Raw genomic sequence first — 22,234 nt, forward strand, 5'->3', positions numbered from 1 at the left:
TTATACGTAAAACGTGCATGACGCCAGTCATCCCGGACGCGGATCGGCAGGGGATCAGCGGGAGGTGTCGCCCTGGGCGACCTCGACCCGGTGATGGACGTCGATCATGCCGGTCGCCGAGGCGGCGAAGGAGAGCGCGGCGCAGGCCGTCAGCAGCGCGGCGATCCGGGTCGCGGCGCGGCGCGGGACGTGCGGGGCGGCGAGGAGCGCCTTGACGCGGTGCGGGACCGGTCCCGAGGTGGCGGCGGGGGCGAACTCCGGGCGTACGGAGCGGGCCTCCTGGCCGGCCAGGGCGGCGCGCGCAATGGCGCGGGCGGTCAGACGGCGGTCGCCGACGGCCGCGGCCGCGGCCTCGTCGGCGGCGCGCTCGGCCGCGAGGCGGATCGCCCCGCGGACCCGCCGCAGCGCGGGATGGCAGTGGGCGGCCAGCTCGGCGGCGGCCAGGAAGTAGTGGTGGCCGCCCCGGTTGTGGGCCCGCTCGTGGGCGAACAGCGCCTCGCGCTCGGCCGCGTCGAGGCTGCGGAGCATCGCGGTGGTGACGACGATGCGGTGCGGGCGGCCGGGCAGCGCGTAGGCGTCCGGGTGCGGGGAGTCCACCACGCACAGGTCGCCTGCGGCGGGCCTGCGGCCGGCCTCCGTGTGCGCGCTGCGGAAGGCGCGGAACTCCCGCAGCGCGGCGCGCCCCAGCGTGCCCGCACACACGGCGAGCGCTCCGACGGAGATCGCCGCCGCCGGGACGACCACCAGGTCGGAGGGCATGGACACGGGGTGCACGAGCTTGCCCAGCGCCGCGACGAGGGGCAGCTTGAGCAGGCCGGTGAGGACGAAGGCGCCGAGCGCGGCGAGCGAGCAGCCGGCGAGCACGACCGCGAAGCCGGTGATCATCCACAGCGCGGTGACGGGGGCGAGGCGGTCGAGCGCGCGCCGGGCAAGGGCCGGCGCGGCGAACGGCAGCAGCAGGGACAGGAGCAGAAGCAGGGCCGCGGTCATCGCTCACCGGATTCGAGCAGATCGCGCAGGACGCGCTCGTCGTCCGGGCTGAGCTGGGCGACGAAGCGGGCCAGTACCGTCTCGCGGTCGGTGTCGCGGTCGAGCTCGGAGTGCATGCGGCGGGCGGTCAGCCCGTGCGCGTCCTGGACGGGATAGTAGGCGTATCCGCGGCCCTGGCGGCGGCGCTGGACGACGCCCTTGTCGTGCAGCCGGGTCAGGATGGTGGTGACCGTGGTGCGGGCCAGGCCGCTGCCGAGGCCGAGCTGGACCTCACCGGGAGTGCGGGGCGCGCCGGCGGCCCACAGGACGGCCATGACGCTGGCTTCGAGCTCACCGGCCGGCCTGCGCTCGTCCCTGTCGTCGTCGGTCATGGGTACGTCCTCACCCCGTTGTCGCCCACAGTCGTAGATCGTCTACATGATTGTAGTCAGTCCGGCACCGTGGTCCGCCCGCGGGCGCGCCCGCCCGCCCATTATGGAAGGAGCCGCCGGGAATGACCGCGGGATTCCGCACACCCGCGCCCCGGTGTGCTCCGGCGGCCCGCTGCACGACCGGACCGCCGGCAGTAGCGTACGAAGGGGGGCGAACCGGACCGTGAACGGCGGGCGGCGGCGGCACGGCGAACGCGGCAAGAATCCGCAAAGGCCTCTCCGCCACTCCCCGGCGGGGCGCCGATCCGCAATCCGGCAAGGAGTTGAGCACCATGTCCGAGCGGCCCAGGCCCGCCGAGACGCCCGCCCGGCAGAACGTCACCTTCCCGAGCGCGGGAGGCACCGCGCACGGCTACCTCGCGCTGCCCCCGTCGGGAAGCGGTCCGGGCGTCCTCGTCATCCAGGAGTGGTGGGGGCTGACGGACCACATCGCCGACGTCGCCGACCGGCTCGCTGCCGAGGGCTTCGTCGCCCTGGCGCCCGACCTGTACGGCGGCAGCGTGGCGCACGACTCCGACGAGGCCCAGCGCATGGTGAAGGCCCTGCCGGTCCTGCGCGGTGTCGAACTGCTCTCCGGCGCCGTCGGCCACCTGCTGTCCCTGCCCGAGGTCACCTCCGGCACGATCGGCGCGGTCGGCTTCTGCATGGGCGGCGGGTTCGTGCTGTACCTCGCGGCCATCGATCCGCGGGTGAGCGCCGCCGTGCCGTTCTACGGCGTCATCCGCGGCGAACTGCCCGACTTCTCCGGGCTGCGCGCCCAGCTCCTCGGCCACTACGGGGAGCAGGACCGGAGCGTGCCGCTGGAGCAGGTCGAGGAGCTGCGCGAGAGGATCCGGCGGCAGTCGGGCGTCACCGCGGACTTCCGCCTGTACCCGGCCGGCCACGCCTTCTTCAACGACCGCCGCCCCAGCCACGACCCCGACTCGGCGTCCCGCGCGTGGCAGAGCACCGTCGCGTTCCTGCACGGGCAGCTGGACTGACCGGGACCGGATACCGCCGCCGGGGCCGGTCGGACAGTCCCCGCGTGCGATACGGGTCCCCTCGCCCGTCCCGTCGCCGGTCCCGGTGTGCAGCGCGTCGAGCCCGGCCATCTCCTCGTCGGTGAGGCGCAGGGCGCCCGCGGCCACGTTCTCCACGAGGTGGTCGGGGTTGCCGGTGCCGGGGATGGCCAGGACGTGCGGGCCCTGCTGGAGGGTCCAGGCGATCCGTACCTGCGCGGGTGTCGCGTCGTGGGCCCGGGCGACGGCCGCGACCTCCTCGTCGTGGGCGCCGTCCGCCGCCCCCTTGGAGCCGCCCTCGCCGGCGATGGCGAAGAACGGGACGAAGGCGATGCCCTCCTCGCCGCAGACCCGCAGCACTTCGTCGCTGCCGGGGTCGTGGAAATCGAGCCCGAAGCGGTTCTGCACGCACACCACCGGCGCGATGGCGCGGGCCTCCTCGAGGTGGCGCGGCTCCACGTCGGAGAGGCCGAGGTGGCGGATCAGTCCCTCCTCGCGCAGTTCGGCGAGCGCGCCGAAGTGCTCGGCGATGGAGTCCTGGCCCATCCGGCGCAGGTTCACCACGTCCAGGTGGTCGCGGCCGAGCTGACGCAGGTTCTCCTCGACGTGGCCGCGCAGGTCGTCGGGGCGCGCGGAGGGGCCCCACTCCCCCGAGCAGTTCCGGAACGGCCCGACCTTCGTGACGACGACCAGATCGTCCGGGTACGGCGACAGGGCGCTGTTGATCAGTTCGTTGGCGGAGCGCCGGGCGGAGAAGTAGAACGCAGCCGTGTCGATGTGGTTCACGCCGAGCTCGACCGCCCGGCGCAGGACGGCGATCGAGCGGTTCCGGTCGCTCGGGGTACCGAGGTGAAAGGCGGCGCTGCCCGTCAGCCGCATCGCGCCGAGGCCGATGCGGTGGACGGGCAGGTCGCCGAGTTCCCAGGTGCCCGCGGCGTCCGCGGTGATCGTTTCGGAGGTCATCGGCGGAGTCTCGCACACCCGCGTGTCGCGATCGCGTGCGCCGAACAGCCGAATGTCACGGATATGTGTGGGTGTTCAGCGCGTTCACGGCGGCCGCGGGGTCGCCGAGGTCGTAGCGGTCCACGGCCAGGAAGTTGGGCTTCCTGCGTGCCGCGGGCTCGCAGAACCGCCGGGCGCGGTCGGCCAGTTTGCCGTTGTCGGTCTGTGCGGTGGCACTGATCGTGCTGTCCCGGAAGTGGTTCATCACGAACAGCGGCCGGAAGCCCGGTTCGGTGTGCGTCAGCGGGATGTTGAGGTCGGCGCCGTACCAGCGGCTGTAACAGGACCAGTCCGACGCGCCGAGGCCCGCGCCCATCGACCAGTAGTTCTCGACGGTCCACTCGCGCTGGTACATCACGCCGAAGCCGTCCCGGGTCAGGCCCGCCGCCTCGTCGGCCGAGCGGCTGTGGTCGGTGAGGACCAGCAGCCGGTGGTTGTCCGCGATCAGGTCGGCCATCCTGGGCCAGCCGTTGTTCCGGACGCCGGTCAGGTCGGGCCGGTAGAGCACGTCGGAAAGGCCGCGCACACGGGCGAGTTCGGCGCGCAGGACGCCCGGATCGACGTAGTCCTCCAGGAACACGGTGACGAACTGGTCGGGGTGCGACGCCAGGAAGTCCACCATGCGCTGAAGGTCCACCCACAGGGCGACCGGCCTGCTGACCAGCGTGCAGCTGTTGTGGCAGAGGATCGCGCCGTCCGGGGTCTGGTGGATGTCCAGCATGAACCCGCGCACGCCGTCGGCGAGTTGCTGGTCGATGCCACGGCTCTGGTTGGGGAAGAGGTTGGCGAACGGCGGGGCGAAACCGCCGTCGACCCCGTTGGCGTAGGCGTTGTGGGCGGTGAGGAACGTGACCTGGTCGAGGGTGCGTTGGTCCGCCGGCGGCATGGGCCGGGTGGCCGGTGCCACCGGGGTGAGGTACCAGCGGGCCAGGTCGCCCGCGGGTCCGACGGCCAGCGGGGCGGGGTAGTTGGCGCCGGACGGCTTGGCGGCGACGGTCAGGTAGCGGTCGGCGCCGGGCGACTTGAGCGTGTACTGGTCGTCCCCGGCCGGGGCGATCTCCCAGGCCGCCTCCGCGTCGGCGCAGGCGACGGTGCGTGCCCGGTCGCCCGAGCGGCCGAGACAGGTGCCGGCCAGGTCGGCGCTCTCCAGGACGTACGACGGTCCGTTCGCCCTCAGGTTCCACTGCTGGTGGTCCTCGTCGCCCCTGGGGTTGTGCTGTTCCACGGCGCCGGCACCGGCGGCCGCCGCGGCCAGGCCGGTCGTGACGCTCTGGACGTAGTACGCCCCGGCGGCGGGAGCCTGTGCCGTGGCGTTCGCGGGAGCGGATGCGGGGGATGCCACGACGGCGGCGAGCGCCGCGGTCGTGGCGAGCAGCGCGTGGGGGGTGCGCATGGCGGTGTTGCCCTTCGTCCGGACGGTGGCCGTCGCCCCGGGGCCGCGCCCCGGCGGCCGATGACACCGTCGGCCAGGATGGTCAGGGGCATGACATCACGGGCGACGGCCGGACGTCAGCGGAACCGGTCGGCGCCCGGCGGGAGTCCGAGGATCCGCGGAGCGCGGCCGTACCCCCGCGAGGCCGGACCGAGCCGGTTCTCGCGCGCACGCGCCGGTGGTACCGGGCACGTGTGGGGGGCGGCCGCGGTGGGGGGTTGCGGGCACTCGACCGCACTGGTCTGTACCAGTCAAGGGTGTAGACCAGTCGGATCCGCCGCGCCCGGTGTCAGTCCCCGGCCGGGTGCAGGAACGGCCGCACCTCGATGGGGAGGGTGGTGGCCCGGCTCGCCTTCCGGCCCCACTCCACGGCCGCGTCCAGATCGGGCGCCATGATGAGGCACACACCGCCCAGGTACTCGGCACCCTGGGTGTAGGGACCGTCGGTGACGCGTACCTCACCGTCCCCGGGGCGCAGCACGACGGCGGTCTCCGGGCCGTGCAGCCCGCCGGCGAAGACCCAGGCACCCGCCTCGCGCAGCTCCTGGTGGAAGCCCTCGACCTCGCGCATGATCCGGGCCAGCGCCTCGGCCGCGGGCGGCCGGCCCTCGGCCGGCTGGATCACGCTGAGCAGGTAGTACTTCATGACGTTCTCCTTGACGTCGTGCCGTCGTCCCACCTCTCGCTCGAACGGTGGGCCCCGCACCGGCACCTCGCCCGACGGCCTCGGCGAAATCCCTTCCCCGGCCGCCGCGGCACGGCAGCGGGGGCCACACGATCGGCCCATTCGCGGCGCGGCGGCCACGGCCACGCGATCGGCCCACGGAAAGCGCCGTCCACGCATCCGCGAGGGCCGCTTTGGTGGAAGTGATCCGGGGACGCACACGGCACCTACGCACGAGGGACCAAGACCGATGAACGGTGAGGACACGGGCGACGGCCCGCGCTGCCTGGTGACGGGCGCCACGGGGTACATCGGCGGCCGGCTGGTCCCGGAGCTGCTCGACGCCGGCAACCGGGTCCGCTGCCTGGCCCGCTCCCCGGGCAAGCTGCGCGACCATCCCTGGGCGGCGCGTACGGAGGTGGTGCGCGGCGACGTCACCGACCCGGAGTCGGTCGCCGCAGCCCTGCGGGACGTCGACGTCGCCTACTACCTGGTGCACGCCCTGGGCACCGGCAAGGACTTCGAGGAGACCGACCGCCGGGCCGCGCGCGTCTTCGGGGAACGGGCCCGGGCCGCGGGCGTGCGGCGGATCGTCTACCTCGGCGGCCTGACCCCGGCCGGTGTGCCGGAGCGGGAGCTGTCCCCGCATCTGCGCTCGCGCGCGGAGGTCGGCCGCATCCTGCTGGCCTCGGGGGTGCCGACCACCGTCCTGCGCGCCGCCGTCATCATCGGCTCGGGATCCGCCTCCTTCGAGATGCTGCGCTACCTCACCGAGCGCCTGCCCGTGATGGTCACTCCCAGCTGGGTGGGCACCCGCATCCAGCCGATCGCCGTGCGCGACGTCCTGCGCGTCCTGGTGGCCTGCGCGCGGATGCCCGACGACGTGAACCGGGCCTTCGACATCGGCGGGCCGGACGTCCTGACGTACCGGGAGATGATGCTGCGGTACGCGGCGGTGGCGGGCCTGCCCCGACGGGTGATCGTCCCCGTCCCGGTCCTCACCCCCCGTCTGTCCAGCCACTGGATCGGCCTGGTCACCCCCGTGCCCGCGGCCATCGCGCGCCCGCTCGCCGAGTCGCTGCGCCACGAGGTCGTCTGCCGGGAGCACGACATCCTGCGGTACGTGCCCGACCCTCCCGGTCATCCGATCGGCTTCGACGAGGCCGTACGGCTGGCACTGCAACGGGTCCGCGAGGCGCAGGTGACGACCCGGTGGTCGTCCGCCTCGGTGCCGGGCGCGCCCAGTGATCCCCTGCCCACCGACCCCGACTGGGCCGGCGGCAGCCTCTACACGGACCTGCGGGAACGCACGGTGGACGCGCCGCCCGAGGCCCTGTGGCGGGTCGTCGAGGGCATCGGCGGCGACCACGGCTGGTACTCGTTCCCCCTCGCCTGGGCGCTGCGCGGCGGCCTCGACCGGCTGGCGGGCGGGGTCGGGCTGCGCCGGGGGCGCCGTGACGCGCAGCGGCTGCGGGCGGGCGACTCGCTCGACTTCTGGCGCGTGGAGGAGATCGAACCCGGACGGCTGCTCCGGCTGCGGGCCGAGATGCGGCTGCCGGGCCTGGCCTGGCTGGAGATGTGCGTCGGCACCGACGCCGAGGGCCGCACGCTGTACCGCCAGCGCGCGGTGTTCCATCCGCACGGGCTGCTGGGGCACGCCTACTGGTGGAGCGTCTCGCCCTTCCACGCGGTCGTGTTCGGCGGGATGGCCCGCAACATCACCGGGGCGGCGGTCGAGCAGGCCCGGCTCACCCGTTCGGGGGAACGCACCTCCGTCCGCTGACGCCCGCATCCGCCGGACGCCCCGCGCGGGAAGCAATCCGGAGCGCCCAGCGCGTCCGCAGTGATCCGGGGCGACCGGAGCGCCCCGGACCGTCCGGAGCGGTCCGGCCAGCCTTCCCCGTCCCCTCCACGGAGACCCCACGATGAACGTCTCGGTCGTCCTGTTCACCGCCGACCTGCGGGTGCACGACCATCCGCCGCTGCGCGCCGCCCTCGACGGCTCCCGGCACGTCGTCCCGCTGTTCGTGCGCGACCCGGCGGTGGACGGGGCCGGATTCGCCGCCCCGAACCGGCTGGCGTTCCTCGCCGACTGCCTGCACGACCTCGACGCGGCACTGCGCCGGCGCGGCGGCCGGCTGGTCGTCCGCAGCGGCGACCCCGTCGAACAGGTGCGCGAGGTGGCCCGCGAGGCCGACGCCGACGAGGTCCACCTGGCGGCCGACGTCAGCCGCTTCGCCCACCACCGCGAGGAGCGGCTGCGGCGCGCCCTGGCTGCGGACGGGCGCAGGCTGCACGTGCACGACACGGTGACCACGGCCGTCGCGCCCGGCACGCTGACGCCGTCCTCCTCGGACCACTTCGCCGTCTTCACGCCCTACTTCCGGCAGTGGTCGCGGCAGGGGCTGCGCGCTCCGCTGGGCGTGCCCCGCACGGTCCGCGTCCCGGACGGCGTCGTCTCCGGTGAGCTGCTCTCCCGGCCGCCCGCCGCGGACCTGTCGGCGGCCCTCGCGCCGGGCGGCGAGACGGAGGGCCGCAGGCGGCTGGCGGCCTGGCTGCGCTCGGGTGTCGCCGCCTACGAGGAGCGACACGACGACCTGGCCGGCGACGCCACGTCCCGGCTCTCGCCCCATCTGCACTTCGGCACCCTCTCCCCGGTCGAACTCGTGCACCGGGCGCGCGGCGTCGGCGGTCCGGGCGCGGAGGCCTTCGTACGGCAGCTCGCCTGGCGCGACTTCCACCGCCAGGTGCTCGCGGCGCGGCCCGCGGCGGCGAGCGCCGACTACCGGACCAAGCACGACCGGTGGCGGTCCGAGCGGTCCGCGCGCCAGGACGTCGAGGCGTGGCGCCAGGGCCGCACCGGCTATCCGATCATCGACGCGGCCATGCGCCAGTTGCTGCACGAGGGCTGGATGCACAACCGTGGCCGCCTGCTGACCGCGAGCTTCCTCACCAAGACCCTGTACGTCGACTGGCGGGTGGGCGCGCGGCACTTCCTGCGGTACCTGGTCGACGGCGACCTCGCCAACAACCAGCTCAACTGGCAGTGGATGGCGGGCACCGGCACGGACACCCGGCCCAACCGGGTGCTCAACCCCGTCACCCAGGCCAAGCGGTACGACCCCGACGGCACGTTCGTACGCCGCTGGGTGCCCGAGCTCTCCGGGCTGGACGGGCCGGCCGTGCACGAGCCGTGGAAGCTCCAGGGAGCGGCCCGGGCCGCCCTCGACTACCCGGACCCGGTGGTGGAACTGTCCGACGGGCTGGCCCGCTTCAAACGCGCCCGCGACCGCGGCTGAGGAGCCGCGCACCCCGCCCTGGGGAGAAACGATGCGGAAGCGATGCGAGTTGAGGGGAGCGGCCGGCGATCACACGATGGCGGTACGGGGGCGTGCCCCGGGGAGCCGTCACAGGAGCCGTCGTCATGACACCGGAAGACCTCGCGCGTGGCCTCGTGGCGGGCGACGACGCCTGCCTCGCCGCCGTCTACCACCGCTGGTCGGCGCTGGTGCACACGCTGGCCTGGCGGTCCCTGGGAGACGCCAAGGAGGCGGAGGACGTGACCCAGCAGGTCTTCCTGGGCGTCTGGCGGGGCAGGCACGGCTACCGGCCCGAGCGCGGCCCGCTCGCCGGGTGGATCGTCGGCATCACCCGGCGCAGGATCGCCGACGCGCTGGCCGCCCGGACCCGTCGCGGGGAGCTGGTCGCCGCCGCCGGGTCGGCCCTGGGCTCCGCCGATCCGGCCGACGGCCGGCCGGAGGCCGCCCTCGACCGCGTCCTGGTCGGGTACGAGCTGGACCGGCTCCCGGCGGCCCAGCGCCGTGTGCTGCGGCTGGCCTTCTTCGAGGACCTCACCCAGACCCAGATCGCGGCGCGCACCGGCTGGCCGCTCGGCACCGTCAAGAGCCACTCCCGCCGGGGCCTGCACGAGCTGCGGCGCCGCCTCCAGCAGCAGGCGTGCGGTGAGGAGCCGTACGCCATGCCACGGGGGACCTGAGAAGGGACGGTGCCGGGCGGGGGCGGCGGAACCCGACCGGTGTGGCTCCGGTTCCAGCGGGAATGCGAAAGGGCGCGGGGGTCACGACGCAGAGGGGCGGAAGATGGAGATCACGGGCATCATCAGTGCCATCGTCATCGGCTTGATCATTGGTGTTCTGGGACGGCTTGTCGTTCCCGGACGCCAGCACATAGGCGTTCTCTGGACGATCCTCATCGGCATCGTGGCCGCGCTGGTCGGCGCGGCGATCGCCTCGGCGCTGGGCGTCGCGGAGACCAGGGGGGTCGACTGGATCGAATGGCTCATCCAGATCGCCCTCGCCGCGCTGGGTGTGTCGATGCTGGACCGGGCGAAGGCAGGGCACCGCTGAGCCCGGCGGCCCCACTCGGGCCGCCGCCGGGCTGAGGGCCTCTTCAGGGCTGCCCTAGGGCTCGTACACGTACGGCGTCGTGGTGGTCAGGGCGGTGAAGCCGAGACGTTCGAGGATGGGGCGGCTGCGGCTGGAGGCGTCGACCTGGAGGTAGCGGCAGCCACGGTCGGCGGCGGCACGGGCGCGGTGGGCGACGAGGGCGCGGTAGACGCCACGGCCCCGCCAGCCCTCGAGGGTGCCGCCGCCCCACAGGCCCGCGAACCCCGTCCCGGGCAGCAGCTCCATCCGGGCCGCGCTCACCGGCACGTCACCGGCGAGGGCGACGACGGCGACCAGCGTGTCCGGTTCGGCGGCGAGCCCGGCGAGCAGGCGGTGGCGCAGACGGGAGCCGTCCCTACCGAACACCTGCTCGTGCACGCCGACCAGCAGATCGACACCCGCCTCGTCGGTGACCGTGCGCAGGCGCACGCCCTCGGGCGGCTCGGTACCGAGGTCCAACTCGGCGATCTCGGCGACCATCAGCGTCTCCTGCGGCTCGGCCGCGAAGCCGGCGGCCAGGAGGCGCCGGCCGAGGTCCGCGGGCTGGTCGTGCCCGTACACCTTCCACTCGAAGGCGAGGCCGGACTCGCCGTAGCGGGCTGTCTGCTCGGCGATCGCGGCGTCCGCGGAGGACTCGTCCAGGTCCGACCACAGCACGCCGTTCCAGTCCTGGGCCGAGCCGATCTGGCGCACCACCTTCCCGGCGCGCTCCACGCGTGAGCCGGAACCGTCGGGCCCGGCGCCTTCGCGCAGGTCCCGGTCGTACAGGGCGAGTACCGCAGCGTGATCCATACGCCAACTGGACCAAAGCGCGGACGTCCTCGGCAACAGGTTTTCGGTGCGGGGTCCGCGGCCGTCGGGCCCGCACCGCGGCGGAGGCCCACCGGACACGTGTCCGGTGGGCCTCCGCCGCGGGCGCGGATCCGTCAGCGAAGCGCGGCGGGCCGGAAGCGCCGGTACAGGACCGCTCCGCCGAGCACCAGGGCCGCGCCCGCGGCCATCACCGGCGCGGTCTGGTCCGCGCCGGTGTGGGCGAGCGACACCTGCGTCCGGGGCACGGCCACGGGCCGGGGATGCGTCACGTGCCGCGGCACCGGCTGCGGCAAGGACCGCACGGGCGGCGGAGGCGTCGGGGTGACGTGGTCGCCCGGCGTGTTCGTGGACGTGTTGCCGGAGGCCGGGTTGCCGATGCCCACCACGTTCACGCTGTTGCCGCTGACATTCACCGGAACGTGCACCGGCAACTGGATGGTGTTCCCGGAGACCACCCCGGGGGAGTCGTGCGAGGTGGCCTGTGCCACCGCACCGTCGGTCGTCGGCGTCCGATCCCTCCCGGCGGACGCGTTGGCGCACCGGTTGCCCACCGCGGGGTTGAGAAGCCCCACCACGTCCACGGTGTTCCCGCACACGTTGATCGGAACGTCCACCGGCAGCTGGACGGTGTTTCCGGAGAGCACACCGGGCGAGCCGGCCGCGGCACCCTCCGCCACGGCGCCGCCGTCCGCCGCGAAGGCGGACACCGGCATCGCCATCGCCATCGCGCCGGAGGCGGCGGCCACGGCGATCACACTGTTCCGCGTGACCCGTTTCATAGGTTTCCTGCCTTCCAGACATGGTCGCGGGCGCTCACCCGCACCCCGTAAAACGCTGGTGAAAGGTTCAGGGTTATGGCCTGCCGCCCTTTCACCCCTTCGGGGGGCCTGTTATCGAACGGCGCGCGAAGCCGCCGAGGCGGGGGCGGTGGGCCCTGCGGGCGGTCCCCGTGCGGCGGCCGTGCCCGCCGGGAGGCGGCGGCCGGACGGTCCGCCTAGGGTGAGCCGAGGCCTGTTCCCGGTCCGCGGCGGAACGTTGCTGGAGGCGCCCATGCCGGCCAAGCTGTCGACGCGGCGCGCGGTCCGGCGCGGCGCGTGTGTCGGGGCCGTCACGCTCGTCCTCCTCGGCGCGGGACTGCCCGCGAAGGACGACGGCGGCGCGCCGAGCGGCCTGAGCCGGTTCTACCGCCAGAAGGTGGCTTGGTCGGCGTGCGAGGCGGGCGCCCCGAAGGACATGCAGTGCGGCAGGGTCACCGTTCCCCTCGACTACGCGCACCCCGGCGCGGGCACCCTCGCCCTCGCCCTGGCCCGCTACCGGGCCACCGGCCCCTCCCGGGGCTCGGTGCTGCTCAACTTCGGTGGTCCCGGCGTCGCGGGCGTGTCCCGGCTGACCACCGACGGCAAGCGGTTCCTGGACCTGACCAACGGCTACGACGTGGTCTCCTTCGACCCGCGGGGCGTCGGCCGGTCCTCTCCGGTCGGCTGTGGCCTGGGCACCGACGACCGGGCCACACGGGCGATCGGCGGGAACGGGGACCTCGGCGACCCGAAGGTCGCCCGCGAGAAACTCACGGCCTGGCAGCGAACGGCCGCCGAGTGCGCCCGGCGCTCGGGCCCGGTCCAGGGGCACATGGGCACCGTCGACGCGGCCCGGGACCTGGACGTGATGCGTCAGGCGCTCGGCGACGACCGGCTCGACTACCTGGGCTTCTCCTACGGCACCCGGCTCGGCGCGGTGTACGCGGCGCTGTTCCCCGGCAAGGTCGGCAGGATGGCCCTCGACGGAGTCGACACGCTGACCGAGCCGCCGGCGCGGCAGGGGCTGGTCGCCGCCGAGGCGCAGCAGACGGCGCTCGACCACTTCCTCGACTGGTGTGTGCGGGACATCGCCTGCCCGTGGGGTGACGACCGCCGCGCGGCCGGCGACCAGGTCGTACGGCTCGTCCGCTCGCTCGACGAGAATCCGGTGCCGAACGGGGCCGGCGGGAAGCTGACCGGCCAGGACCTCGCCCGGGCGATCGGGCAGGCGCTCTACAGCAAGCGGTTGTGGCCCTCGCTGGAACGGGCGATCGCCTCCCTGGTGGAGGACGGCGACACACACGGCGTCGAGGCCTTCTCCGCCGGTGGCGGCACCCTGCCGGGACGGCGGAGCGCGCCGCGTCCGGCGGACGGCGGGCTGGTCGGCTCCGGCGAGATCCCGCCGGACAACCAGCCCGCCGCGACCCTGGCGGTCAACTGCGCCGACGATCCCGACCGGCCCGGCGCCGCTCGGCTCACCGCGGACCTCGGCCGGCTGAGCGCGGAGTACCGGCGGGCCTCGCCGGTCTTCGGCCGTGCCCGGCTCAACGAGCTGCTGATGTGCTACGGCCGCCCCAAGGGCACCGACTTCATCCGCGAGAAGGTGAAGAACGTCGACACGGCGAGGATGCTGCTGGTGGGCACCCGCGGCGACCCGGCGACCCCGTACCGCTGGACGCTGGAGACGGCGCGGCGGCTCGGCTCGTCCGCCGTGGTGCTCGACAACCGGGCCGACGGGCACACCGGGTACCTGTCCTCCCGGTGCGTGCACAGGAAGGTGAACGACTTCCTGCTGTACGGCACCCCGCCGGCCGACGGCAGCTCCTGCGGCGCGGACCGTGAACCCGACGCGAGCGGCTGACCGGTCGGCCGGTCGTGCGGCCGGCCGGGGTCAGGCGGTGACGATCTGCGGCTGGTACATGTCCAGCCAGACGGCCAGGTCGAGGGTCCGCTCCAGACCGCGCCGCGCCGCCTGGTTGCCGCCCAGATCGGTGTCGCTGTGCGCGAGGCGGCGCAGCCTTTCCGGGTCCACGAGGTCGAAGACCGGGTGCCCCGGCCGGCCGAGCAGGTCCTTGGCGTGGTCCTGGAGGGCGAGGGCGTACTTGGGGTCCTGGGTGGACGGGTACGGGCTCTTGACCCTGTCGTACACGGACTTGGGCAGCAGGTCCGCGGTCGCCTCCCGCAGCAGGCTCTTCTCCCGGCCGTCGAAGGACTTCAGGGCCCAGGGCGCGTTGTAGACGTACTCGACCAGGCGGTGGTCGCAGTAGGGGACGCGGACCTCCAGGCCGACCGCCATGCTCATCCGGTCCTTGCGGTCGAGCAGGGCCCGGACGAAGCGGGTCAGATGGAGGTGGCAGATCTGGCGCATCCGGAACTCGAAGTCGCTCTCGCCGTCGAGGCGGCTGACGGCGCCGACGGCGGTGCGGTAGCCGTCGGCGACGTAGGCGCGCAGGTCGAGGGTGCGGGCGAGGTCGGGGCGCAGGACACCGGCGTCGTCGCCGAAGTCGCGCAGGAATCGCACCAGCCAGGGGAAGGTGTCGGCGCGGCGCGCCTCCTCGTCGAAGAAGTGCTGGTAGCCGCCGAAGACCTCGTCGGCGGACTCGCCGGACAGGGCGACGGTGGAGTGGTCCCGGATGCTGCGGAAGAGCAGGTACAGGGAGGAGTCCATGTCGCCGAAGCCCATCGGCAGGTCGCGGGCGCGGACCACCTTCCGGCGGATCTCCGGGTCGGCCAGGGTGTCCGCGTCGAGCACGATGTCCTGGTGGTCGGTGTCGGAGGCCCGCGCCACGTCGTGCACGAACGGTGTGTCGGGGGTGGCGCGCAGGTCGTCGGCGACGAAGTGGTCGGTCTGCCCGGCGAAGTCGACGGCGAAGCTGCGCACCTTCTCGCCCTGCTCGGCCAGCCGGCGGGCCGCCAGCGCGGTCATGGCGGAGGAGTCGAGGCCGCCGGAGAGCAGGGTGCAGCGGGGCACGTCGGCGACGAGCTGGCGGCGCACGATGTCGTCCAGCAGGGTACGCACCGTGGCGACGGTGGTGTCGCGGTCATCGGGGTGGGGCAGGGTCCGCAGCCGCCAGTACGTGCGGGTGCGCAGGCCGTCGCGGCCGACGGTGACGACGGTTCCGGGCTCGACCTCGTGCATGCCGTCCCAGACGGCGTGGCCCGGGGTCTTGACGAAGGTGAACAGCTCGCGCAGCCCGTCCAGGGTGACCCTGGGGCGGACCATGGGGTGGGCGAGGATCGCCTTGGGCTCGGAGCCGAAGAGGACGCCGTCGGGCGTGGGCCGGTAGTAGAAGGGCTTGATGCCCATCCGGTCGCGGATCATGACGAGCTCGGCGCGGCGGCCGTCCCAGATCGCGAAGGCGTACATGCCGTTGAGACGCTCGGCCACCTCGTCGCCCCACTCCAGGTAGCCGCGCAGGACGACCTCGGTGTCGGAGTCGGTGGCGAAGCGGTGGCCGCGGGCGTCCAGTTCGGCGCGCAGCTCGGTGAAGTTGTAGGCCTCGCCGGAGTAGACGAGGGCCACCGTGCCGTCCGGTGTGCCGGCGGTCATCGGCTGGCGGCCGCCGGGCAGGTCGATGATCGCGAGCCTGCGGTGTCCCAGGGCCGCGGGCCCCTCGGCCCAGGTGCCGCGGTCGTCGGGGCCTCGGCAGGCCATCGTCTCGGTCATGGCGCGCAGGGTCGCGTCCTCGGCCCTCAGATCACGGTCGTAGGAGACCCAGCCGGTGATGCCGCACATCCGCTACCTCCCGCCCTCCGGCCTGCCGGAGAACCAGTTGCATGGAGCACCTATATGTCGAGCGTGTGCCACCGGGGCGGTGGCGGTCAACGCGGGCTTCACCCGGATGCCGTCACGACCCGCTGGTTCCGGCCGTGCTTTGCTCCCGGAACAGCGCGGAAAGGGCCCCGCACCTGGAGCGCGGCAGCGGGAACCGGCCAAGGGCAAAGACTTCTCCATGTCCGCGGGGTCCGCGGGCTCCTCCGACGCCGGCCGCACCGGGCCGGTGCGGCCGGCGGGCCGGACGGTCTCGGGCGGGCGCGCCGCGGGGCGTGCCGGGCCTCCGGGGCCGTAGCAGCGAATGCGCCCGCGCGCCAGCCGAGTTGCCCCGAATGCCTGATGCGCGAATCGGACCTATCGTGCTGTCATGGAGCACGAGCTGAGTCCCTCGATCCTCGCCGAGCTGCGGCGTCCGCGCCCCTACCCCGCGGTCTCGGTGCTGACGCCGACGCACCGCCGCGAGCCCGACAACGCACAGGATCCGGTCCGGCTGCGCAATGTCGTGGCCGAGGCCAAGCGGCAGCTTGAGGCCAACCCGCAGGTCGGCCGAGAGCAGCGCCACGACGTCTTCCGGCAGCTCGACCAGGCCCTCGCGGAGGTGGACCTGACGTACGCCGAGGACGGGCTGGTGATCTTCGCCGCCCCGGGCGAGCACCAGGTGTGGTCGCTGGCCCGCGCCGTTCCTGAGCGCGTGGTCCTCTCGGACACCTTCCTGACCCGCAACCTGGTCTCCGCGCGGACCGCCGAGCGCCCGTTCTGGGTCCTGTCCGTCTCCGCGGACCGCGTGACGCTGTGGAGCGGCGGCGTCGACCGGGTCACGGAGGACCACACCGGCGGCTTCCCGCTGACCAGGAAGCTCGTCGAGAACTTCGACGCCGAACGCCGGATGCAGATCGGCGACGAGCCGAGCACGTTCCGCGACCAGAGCACCCGCCAGTTCCTGCGGGAGGCGGACAGTGCGATGAGCGCGGTCCTGCGCGAGCATCCACGCCGGGTGTACATCACGGGCGAGCCGGCCGCGCTGTCCGCGCTGGAGGAGGTCGGCAGCGTCGCCCAGTGCGCGGTGTCCGTCCAGCACGGCGGTCTGGCGCACGCCACCCCCGAAGCGGTGTGGCGGGCGATCGGGCCCGTGCGGGACGAGAGGACGCGGGGCGACACGGAGGCGGTGGCGCGCGAACTGGAGGCGGCCCGCGGACGCAAGGAGTACGCGGCCGGTGTCGACGAGGTCTGGCAGACCGCGCGGGAGGGCCGCGTCCGGCTGCTGGCCGTCGAGGAGAACTACCGCGTGACGATGCGCGACTCCGCCAGTGGGCATCTGGTTCCGGCCGGGAGCGAGGAACCGGGCGCCCGCGAGGACATCGTGGACGAGATCGTCGAGCAGTGCCTGGAGACGGGCGCCGACGTGCGCTTCGTCCCCGACGGCACCCTCGGCGACGCGCAAGGGATCGCCGGAGTGCTGCGCTACTGAGGCCCGGCGCCGGGCGCCCGCGGTGGTGCCCGGCGGCGAGGGGTGGCCGGCTCAGACGGTACCGAAGATCGCGCTCAGGCCGTGGTCGACGGCCGCGGTGAGGTCCTCCTGCCCCGGGGCGACCACGGCGTAGCTGCGCAGCAAGAAGCGGTGCAGCGCCGGGGTGTCGAACTGGAGCAGGGCCAGACCCGAGGGCGAGTGCAGCTCCAGCACCGTACGGGATCCTCCGCACGGCCACAGGTGCACGTCCCCGGCGCCGGCCTGGCCCTCGATGCCCTCCTCCAGCAGGACGCGGGCGAAGGTCCATGAGACCGCCTCGCCGTCGAGGGAGACCTCGGGCGGGAAGTCCATGTGCACGGCCAGCGGGTCGGTGGACACGTAGCGCAGTACGGCGGGTACGGAAACTTCCCGTCCTTCCGCGGTGATCAGACGGGCGCGGGCGGTCTGCTCGAGGGTGGTGTCCATGGTCGGTCTCCCCTGTGAGTCGTCAGGTCGGCCGGTTGTGCCGTTGTCCTTGGGAGTCCGCTGGAGCCGTTCGCATTACGCCGGACAGCCCACCAATTCATGTGAGCTGCGTCACTCTACCGTTGATCGGCGGTGAGCGGCTCGCAATAAGGGAACAGACGGCCGTAGAACACACGCTTGAGCGTCCGCGCACCACCTCCGGCCGACCGTCAAATCGCGTACCTCGTCTACGCCTCGGCCACCGGTGCGGCTACACAGAAAGTGCCGGTCAGCCACCCTGGGGAGACTGTGGCATATGCCAGGTGCACCCTCGCGTCGCGTCTTGCCAAATCCCTTACAGGGCGCCGCCGGCTGTGCCACAGTCTTAGGGCCTGTTGCGAAAGTCCCGCCTGCCCCGCGACGCCATGCACGCACTCTCGCCGCACCGGGCCCCGACCCGAGTACATCCAGTACGAGGGCCAGGGCCCGGCACGCCGAGAGCACGCACCTGACGCCGCGAGGCCCGCCCTCCGGGCGGACGACGGGACCTTCGCAACAGGCCCTAGCGCCCCCTCCCGCCGCCCCGGCCGAACCGTCCCCGCATCGGAGTGCGCCATGCCGCCCCATGTCTCCGCGGACCGCTCCCCCGCCCAGCCACCCGGGGGCGGCCCGGTCGACGCGCTGATATCGCAGGCGCGTCGGCTCAGGGGCGGGATGGACGCCGTACGGCGGGACGCGCAGGGCGACACCTCGGATCCGCGGGGCCGGTGGGAGCGTGCGCTGTGCGACCTGGCGATGCGTCAACTCAATGATCTGGACGCGCACTTGGCGCAGTTGCGCGACGGCCCGCCACCGGTGCCCGCCGCACCCTCCACCGCCCCGCGCGGCTCACTCCTCAGCCGTGTCGGCAGCGCCGAGTGGAACCTGCTGACGGACGAGGCCGCCTGGTCGGGCGAGCTGTTCCGGATCCTCGGCCGCGACCCGGCCGTTCCCCCGCTCACCCTCGACGAACTGCCCTCCGTGGTGCTGGACGAGGACCGGCCCCGGCTGACCGCCATGGTCACCGACTGCCTGGTCGACGCCAAGCCGATCGACGGGGAGTTCCGCATCGTGCGGCCGGACGGAGCCGTCCGCGCGGTGCACATGATGGGCGAGCCCGTGCTCGACGCCGACGGCGGCACCGCCTCGATGTGGGCGGTGCTGCGGGACGTCAGCGAACTGCGGCTCAGTCAGTCGGCCGTGCGCGAGACCCGTGACTCGCTGCACCGCCACCGGCATCGCGCGCAGACCGGGCACCGGCTCGCGGTCGAGCCGCAGGAAGCCGCGCTCCCCCCGTGGCGTGGCTTCCTGCGGCTCCCGCACCGGGGCCGCCCGGGGCTCGACCTGGCCGCCCACCACCTGCCGTCCTCCACGGGCACCCCGGCCGGGTTCGACTGGTACGACGCGATGGGGCTGCCCGACGGCGACACCCTGCTCGGTGCCGGGAGACTCACCGGCCGCGGGCCAGAGGCGACCACGGGCGCGGCGATGCTGCTGGGCGCCCTGCGCGGCATGGCCATGGCGGGGGCCCGGCCGGAGCAGCTGATGACCTGGCTCGACCGGTTGCTGGGCGCCACCGGGCAGCCGTCCGCCGGCAGCGCCGTCTGCTGCCGGTACCGGCCCGCCACCCGCACCCTGACCTGGGCACAGGCAGGACACCCCGCCCCGCTGCTGTTCCGCGGCGGGACGGGGCGGATGCTGGACGCCTCGGACGGCGTCCGGCTCGGCACGGCTTCCGGAGCCTCCTACGGGCAGGCCGAGGAGACCCTGGAGCCGGGCGACCTGCTCCTGCTGCACACCGAGACACTGGCGCCCCGGTGCGGGCCCCCGCGCGCCGACACGGCCGGGCGTGAGGGAGGGACGGCCACCGCGGCACACCGCCTGCTCGGCCTGGCCCCGCGGTTCACCGCGGCGCGCGGCGCGCAGGAGTGCGTACGGACGGTCGTGGAGGAGTTCGCCGGAACCGGGCGCGAGGACGACGCCTGTGTGCTGATCGCCCGGGTGACCTCGTAACCCGCGTACGGGACCGGAACCCTACGCCGGCGCGCTCCCGGATTTCCTGCCCTTCGGCCCCGGCAGCGCCAGCCGGATCTCCTCCCTCAGCTCGCCGACCTTCGGATAGGTGGCGTACTCGGCGGTGAGCCGGTACATCTCGCGCAGCCGGTCCCAGGTGCGCCGGGAGGAGTTCGAGCCCATCGCCATCAGGGCCAACCGCGCGTACCGGTCCGCCTGTTCGGGGTCGTCCGCGATGAAGCAGGCGGAGGCCATGGACAGATGGTCGAAGATCTTCGACCGCTCGCGTCCGTCGACCCGCAGGGCCAGGGCCTTCTCCGCGTAGTGCTGGGCGTGCACGGCCGCGTCCGGGTCGTGCTCGGCCAGCGTGCGGTAGGCGAGCGCCTGCATGCCGTACAGGTCCTCGTCCTTGAAGGTCTGCATCCAGTCGAGCGGCTCCGCGTCGCCGGTGTCGGAGACGAAGAGGTCCTCCGCCCGTCCGAGGGTGCGGCGCATCGCCTGGCCCTTGCCCATCGAGGCCTGCGCCCAGGCCTCGATGGTGTGGAACATGGCCTTGGTGCGCGGCTGGAGGCGGTCGCCCGCGCCGGAGTGGGCGAGCTTCATCAGGTTCAGCGCGTCGTCGGGCCGGCCCAGGTGCACCATCTGGCGTGCCGCGCGGGACAGTGCCTCCCCGGCGCGCGGCCGGTCGCCGCCCTCCCTCGCGGCGTGGGCGGCGATGACGAAGTACTTCTGGGCGGTGGGTTCCAGGCCGACGTCGTGGGACATCCAGCCGGCGAGGACGGAGAGGTTGGCGGCAACGCCCCACAGGCGCCGCTGGAGGTGGGGTGGGTGGCGGTAGGCGAGCATGCCGCCCACCTCGTTGAGCTGGCCGACCACCGCCTTGCGTTGCAGCCCGCCGCCGCGGGCGGCGTCCCAGGCCCGGAACACCTCCACCGAGCGTTCGAGTTCCTCGATCTCCTGCGACCCGATGGGGGCGGCGTCGTAGCGGTCGTACCCGGCGGGGTCGGCGTGCAGGGGATGGTCGAGGGCGGGGGTGTCGGCCTTGAGTGTCGGATCGGATTGCAGCCAGTCGTGCATGGCGCTGCTGATTGCGGAGCCCGCGGCGAGCGCGGCGCCCGCGCCCACCAAGCCGCGTCGGTTGAGCATGAGGTCCATTCCCGTGAATTCGGTGAGGACCGCGGCGGTGCGCTCGGGCGCCCACGGCATTCCGTCGGGATGTTCCTCGCTCCCGTCGCCCTGCCGTTTCCCTGTACGCCCGTGCCGCACCAGACCGAGGTCCTCAATGGTCACGACACGGCCGAGACGCTCGGTGAACAGGGCCGCCAGCACCCGTGGCACCGGATCGCGCGGGATCTCTCCCATGTCGATCCAGCGCCGCACCCGGGAGGTGTCGGTCGCCAGCTGGGGGTGGCCCATGGCCGCCGCCTGCCGGTTGACCAGCCTCGCGAGTTCCCCCTTGGACCAGCCGGCCAGGCCGAACAGGTCCGCGAGACGGGTGTTGGGTTGTCCTGTCACGTCAAGCCCCCAGGTACTCGGCTGAGTTGACAGTAGACCCGCCGCGACTTGCCGGGCGACTATTCGCCAGGGTTCGCCAGGGTGCGCCACATGGTGTGCCAGTGCGCGCCGGGTGTCAGGTAGGAACGCGCCACCCCGACCCGGTCGCCGAGGGACATTCCCCAGGGTGCACCCGGGCGTCCGGGCCGGGAGGCGCTGAAGCAGCAGGCACACGAAGGGATCGGTCCCGCCACATGTACGCAGCATCGTCCTCCGTGTCCGCCCCGCCCCGGTCGCTGCGTCCCCGTCCGGGCGTCGGCGGCCCCTACCTCGACCCCCTGCGTCCGGCGGCCCCCGCGCTCGGTGCCGGCCGGACGCGGCACGCCGTGGGGCCCGGCACGCAACCGCTGAGCGGGAGACTCGACTTGTCCGGCCCTCAGGGCGCGCAACTGCGCACCGCGATCGCCTCGGTGCACCGGATCTGCCCGGAGTTCGCTCCGGTGCAGGTGCTGCGCCGCAGCGGGCGGTCCGTGCTCCTGGTCGGCACGATCGGGCGCAGCACCGCTGTCGCCAAGTGTTTACTCGACCACTCCCCCGCGTGGGCGGAGCGCTACCGGCACGAAATAGCCGCATACCGCTCGTTCGTCCGGCACCGGCCACCGGTCCGTGTGCCCCGGCTGATCGCGGCGGACCCGGACAACTGCACGCTGGTGATCGAGCGGACGCCGGGACGGGTGGCCGCGCTGCAGCGGCACCCGGTGGAGGCCCCGCCGCGGGCGGACATCGGGGCGGCCCTGGGCGCGATCTGCCGGCTGAACGCCTGGCGTCCCCCTGCGGGCACGTTCGACGCCCCGCTGGACTACGCGGCCCGTATCTCCCGATACCACGAGCTGGGTCTGCTCACCGACCGGGACCTGGGTGACCTGCAGAAGCTGCTGCACGGCATCGCGCACGCCGCCGGCCGGCAGGGCATGGGCCAGTTCTGCCACGGCGACGCCCTGCTCGCCAACGTCCTGCTCTCCCCGGCCGGTCCCGTACTGGTGGACTGGGAGCACGCGGGCTGGTACCTGCCGGGCTACGACCTGGCGACACTGTGGTCGGTGCTCGGGGACGCGCCGCTCGCGCGGCGGCAGATCAGCCAGCTCGCCCAGTCGGCGGGCCCGGCCTCGCGGGACGCGTTCCTGGTGAACCTGATGCTCGTGCTCACCCGGGAGATCCGCACGTACGAGACGGCCGTGCAGCGTTCCCTGCACGACACTGCCCCCGCGGCACCGGCTACGGCCCACCCGGGTGCCGTACCGTCCGGCGAGGAACAGCGTCTGCTGCTGCGGCGGCTCCACGACGACTGCCAGCTGGCCCGCCGGGCCGTACGCGCGGCGGTCGGCACTCGCTGACAGGGACGACGGTCCGCGGCGCACCCCGCATCGGGTGCCCGCGGACCTTTGTCGTGCCCGCCCTTGCCCGGCTC

Annotated in this window: 18 protein-coding genes and 1 pseudogene; 9 read left to right on the plus strand and 10 right to left on the minus strand. The window is 73.8% G+C overall.

The features are described from left to right. Window positions 1-54: 54 nt before the first annotated feature. Both OIE49_RS03730 and OIE49_RS03735 read right to left on the minus strand, forming a co-directional pair. Complete coding sequence (locus tag OIE49_RS03730) at window positions 55-990, minus strand: M48 family metalloprotease (protein WP_100571240.1); 936 nt, start codon at window positions 988-990, stop codon at window positions 55-57. After that, window positions 987-1,361, minus strand: a complete 375-nt coding sequence (locus OIE49_RS03735) for a BlaI/MecI/CopY family transcriptional regulator (protein WP_100571239.1) — start codon at window positions 1,359-1,361, stop codon at window positions 987-989. The genes OIE49_RS03730 and OIE49_RS03735 overlap by 4 nt, the downstream gene beginning before the upstream one ends. 332 nt (window positions 1,362-1,693) lie before the next feature. On the opposite strand from OIE49_RS03735, the gene OIE49_RS03740 reads away from it, so the two are divergent. Continuing rightward, on the plus strand, window positions 1,694-2,401 hold the full coding sequence (locus OIE49_RS03740) for a dienelactone hydrolase family protein (RefSeq protein ID WP_326806132.1): 708 nt from the start codon (window positions 1,694-1,696) through the stop codon (window positions 2,399-2,401). 81 nt (window positions 2,402-2,482) lie between these two features. On the opposite strand, the pseudogene OIE49_RS03745 reads toward OIE49_RS03740, so the two are convergent. The 3 genes and pseudogenes from OIE49_RS03745 to OIE49_RS03755 all read right to left on the minus strand — a co-directional run. Further along, window positions 2,483-3,382, minus strand: a pseudogene (locus OIE49_RS03745) (oxidoreductase); the annotation flags it as partial. A 55-nt stretch (window positions 3,383-3,437) separates the two neighbouring features. Continuing rightward, window positions 3,438-4,814 (minus strand): RICIN domain-containing protein, encoded by a 1,377-nt coding sequence (locus tag OIE49_RS03750; RefSeq protein WP_326801050.1) that lies wholly within the window; start codon window positions 4,812-4,814, stop codon window positions 3,438-3,440. Between the two features lie 328 nt (window positions 4,815-5,142). Beyond that, window positions 5,143-5,499 carry a YciI family protein gene (locus OIE49_RS03755; protein WP_326801051.1) on the minus strand — a complete coding sequence of 119 codons (357 nt, stop codon included), beginning with the start codon at window positions 5,497-5,499 and terminating at the stop codon, window positions 5,143-5,145. A 268-nt stretch (window positions 5,500-5,767) separates the two neighbouring features. Between OIE49_RS03755 and OIE49_RS03760 the strand changes: the two genes are divergently transcribed. From OIE49_RS03760 to OIE49_RS03775, 4 genes are all read left to right on the plus strand, one after another. Further along, window positions 5,768-7,300, plus strand: coding sequence for an SDR family oxidoreductase (locus OIE49_RS03760; protein WP_326801052.1), 1,533 nt, complete (start codon window positions 5,768-5,770; stop codon window positions 7,298-7,300). 142 nt (window positions 7,301-7,442) lie between these two features. Next, window positions 7,443-8,816 (plus strand): cryptochrome/photolyase family protein, encoded by a 1,374-nt coding sequence (locus OIE49_RS03765; RefSeq protein ID WP_326801053.1) that lies wholly within the window; start codon window positions 7,443-7,445, stop codon window positions 8,814-8,816. Window positions 8,817-8,941: 125 nt separating this feature from the next. After that, window positions 8,942-9,514 carry a sigma-70 family RNA polymerase sigma factor gene (locus OIE49_RS03770; RefSeq protein WP_100571232.1) on the plus strand — a complete coding sequence of 191 codons (573 nt, stop codon included), beginning with the start codon at window positions 8,942-8,944 and terminating at the stop codon, window positions 9,512-9,514. Window positions 9,515-9,617: 103 nt separating this feature from the next. Continuing rightward, window positions 9,618-9,884, plus strand: a complete 267-nt coding sequence (locus OIE49_RS03775) for a GlsB/YeaQ/YmgE family stress response membrane protein (RefSeq protein WP_326801054.1) — start codon at window positions 9,618-9,620, stop codon at window positions 9,882-9,884. A gap of 54 nt (window positions 9,885-9,938) precedes the next feature. Here OIE49_RS03775 and OIE49_RS03780 read toward each other — a convergent pair whose 3' ends face one another. Together OIE49_RS03780 and OIE49_RS03785 are read right to left on the minus strand one after the other, a co-directional pair. Next, the gene (locus OIE49_RS03780; protein ID WP_326801055.1) at window positions 9,939-10,715 is read right to left on the minus strand and encodes a GNAT family N-acetyltransferase; all 777 of its coding nucleotides are present in this window, start codon (window positions 10,713-10,715) and stop codon (window positions 9,939-9,941) included. A 134-nt stretch (window positions 10,716-10,849) separates the two neighbouring features. Beyond that, a complete protein-coding gene (locus OIE49_RS03785; RefSeq protein WP_326801056.1) occupies window positions 10,850-11,515 on the minus strand; it encodes a chaplin family protein in 666 nt (221 codons plus the stop codon). Between the two features lie 271 nt (window positions 11,516-11,786). On the opposite strand from OIE49_RS03785, the gene OIE49_RS03790 reads away from it, so the two are divergent. Beyond that, window positions 11,787-13,394, plus strand: coding sequence for an alpha/beta hydrolase (locus OIE49_RS03790; protein ID WP_326801057.1), 1,608 nt, complete (start codon window positions 11,787-11,789; stop codon window positions 13,392-13,394). 30 nt (window positions 13,395-13,424) lie between these two features. Here OIE49_RS03790 and asnB read toward each other — a convergent pair whose 3' ends face one another. Beyond that, window positions 13,425-15,269 (minus strand): asparagine synthase (glutamine-hydrolyzing), encoded by a 1,845-nt coding sequence (asnB, locus tag OIE49_RS03795; protein ID WP_326801058.1) that lies wholly within the window; start codon window positions 15,267-15,269, stop codon window positions 13,425-13,427. Window positions 15,270-15,675: 406 nt separating this feature from the next. Here asnB and OIE49_RS03800 point away from each other — a divergent pair, with 406 nt between their 5' ends. Then, entirely contained in the window at window positions 15,676-16,776 is a 1,101-nt protein-coding gene (locus OIE49_RS03800) for a baeRF3 domain-containing protein (protein WP_326801059.1), read from the plus strand. A gap of 51 nt (window positions 16,777-16,827) precedes the next feature. Here OIE49_RS03800 and OIE49_RS03805 read toward each other — a convergent pair whose 3' ends face one another. After that, entirely contained in the window at window positions 16,828-17,241 is a 414-nt protein-coding gene (locus tag OIE49_RS03805) for an SsgA family sporulation/cell division regulator (protein ID WP_326801060.1), read from the minus strand. A 594-nt stretch (window positions 17,242-17,835) separates the two neighbouring features. Here OIE49_RS03805 and OIE49_RS03810 point away from each other — a divergent pair. After that, window positions 17,836-19,272, plus strand: a complete 1,437-nt coding sequence (locus tag OIE49_RS03810) for a PP2C family protein-serine/threonine phosphatase (RefSeq protein ID WP_326801061.1) — start codon at window positions 17,836-17,838, stop codon at window positions 19,270-19,272. A 21-nt stretch (window positions 19,273-19,293) separates the two neighbouring features. Here the strand turns inward: OIE49_RS03810 and OIE49_RS03815 are convergent, their stop codons facing one another. Next, window positions 19,294-20,787 carry a DNA-binding protein NsdB gene (locus OIE49_RS03815; RefSeq protein ID WP_326801062.1) on the minus strand — a complete coding sequence of 498 codons (1,494 nt, stop codon included), beginning with the start codon at window positions 20,785-20,787 and terminating at the stop codon, window positions 19,294-19,296. 233 nt (window positions 20,788-21,020) lie between these two features. Between OIE49_RS03815 and OIE49_RS03820 the strand changes: the two genes are divergently transcribed. Then, complete coding sequence (locus OIE49_RS03820) at window positions 21,021-22,160, plus strand: aminoglycoside phosphotransferase family protein (RefSeq protein WP_326801063.1); 1,140 nt, start codon at window positions 21,021-21,023, stop codon at window positions 22,158-22,160. The last annotated feature ends 74 nt before the right edge of the window (window positions 22,161-22,234 follow it).

Source organism: Streptomyces sp. NBC_01788, from assembly GCF_035917575.1.
Lineage (GTDB): Bacteria > Actinomycetota > Actinomycetes > Streptomycetales > Streptomycetaceae > Streptomyces.

What these genes read in the sequence shown, in the direction of transcription:
- OIE49_RS03780 (WP_326801055.1), bottom strand. Translation starts at nt 10,715, where the DNA reads ATGGATCACGCTGCGGTACTCGCCCTGTACGACCGGGACCTGCGCGAA.
- OIE49_RS03740 (WP_326806132.1), top strand. Translation starts at nt 1,694, where the DNA reads ATGTCCGAGCGGCCCAGGCCCGCCGAGACGCCCGCCCGGCAGAACGTC.
- OIE49_RS03765 (WP_326801053.1), top strand. Translation starts at nt 7,443, where the DNA reads ATGAACGTCTCGGTCGTCCTGTTCACCGCCGACCTGCGGGTGCACGAC.
- OIE49_RS03785 (WP_326801056.1), bottom strand. Translation starts at nt 11,515, where the DNA reads ATGAAACGGGTCACGCGGAACAGTGTGATCGCCGTGGCCGCCGCCTCC.
- OIE49_RS03805 (WP_326801060.1), bottom strand. Translation starts at nt 17,241, where the DNA reads ATGGACACCACCCTCGAGCAGACCGCCCGCGCCCGTCTGATCACCGCG.
- OIE49_RS03750 (WP_326801050.1), bottom strand. Translation starts at nt 4,814, where the DNA reads ATGCGCACCCCCCACGCGCTGCTCGCCACGACCGCGGCGCTCGCCGCC.
- OIE49_RS03800 (WP_326801059.1), top strand. Translation starts at nt 15,676, where the DNA reads ATGGAGCACGAGCTGAGTCCCTCGATCCTCGCCGAGCTGCGGCGTCCG.
- OIE49_RS03790 (WP_326801057.1), top strand. Translation starts at nt 11,787, where the DNA reads ATGCCGGCCAAGCTGTCGACGCGGCGCGCGGTCCGGCGCGGCGCGTGT.
- OIE49_RS03755 (WP_326801051.1), bottom strand. Translation starts at nt 5,499, where the DNA reads ATGAAGTACTACCTGCTCAGCGTGATCCAGCCGGCCGAGGGCCGGCCG.
- OIE49_RS03770 (WP_100571232.1), top strand. Translation starts at nt 8,942, where the DNA reads ATGACACCGGAAGACCTCGCGCGTGGCCTCGTGGCGGGCGACGACGCC.
- OIE49_RS03810 (WP_326801061.1), top strand. Translation starts at nt 17,836, where the DNA reads ATGCCGCCCCATGTCTCCGCGGACCGCTCCCCCGCCCAGCCACCCGGG.
- OIE49_RS03820 (WP_326801063.1), top strand. Translation starts at nt 21,021, where the DNA reads ATGTACGCAGCATCGTCCTCCGTGTCCGCCCCGCCCCGGTCGCTGCGT.
- asnB (WP_326801058.1), bottom strand. Translation starts at nt 15,269, where the DNA reads ATGTGCGGCATCACCGGCTGGGTCTCCTACGACCGTGATCTGAGGGCC.
- OIE49_RS03775 (WP_326801054.1), top strand. Translation starts at nt 9,618, where the DNA reads ATGGAGATCACGGGCATCATCAGTGCCATCGTCATCGGCTTGATCATT.
- OIE49_RS03760 (WP_326801052.1), top strand. Translation starts at nt 5,768, where the DNA reads ATGAACGGTGAGGACACGGGCGACGGCCCGCGCTGCCTGGTGACGGGC.
- OIE49_RS03735 (WP_100571239.1), bottom strand. Translation starts at nt 1,361, where the DNA reads ATGACCGACGACGACAGGGACGAGCGCAGGCCGGCCGGTGAGCTCGAA.
- OIE49_RS03730 (WP_100571240.1), bottom strand. Translation starts at nt 990, where the DNA reads ATGACCGCGGCCCTGCTTCTGCTCCTGTCCCTGCTGCTGCCGTTCGCC.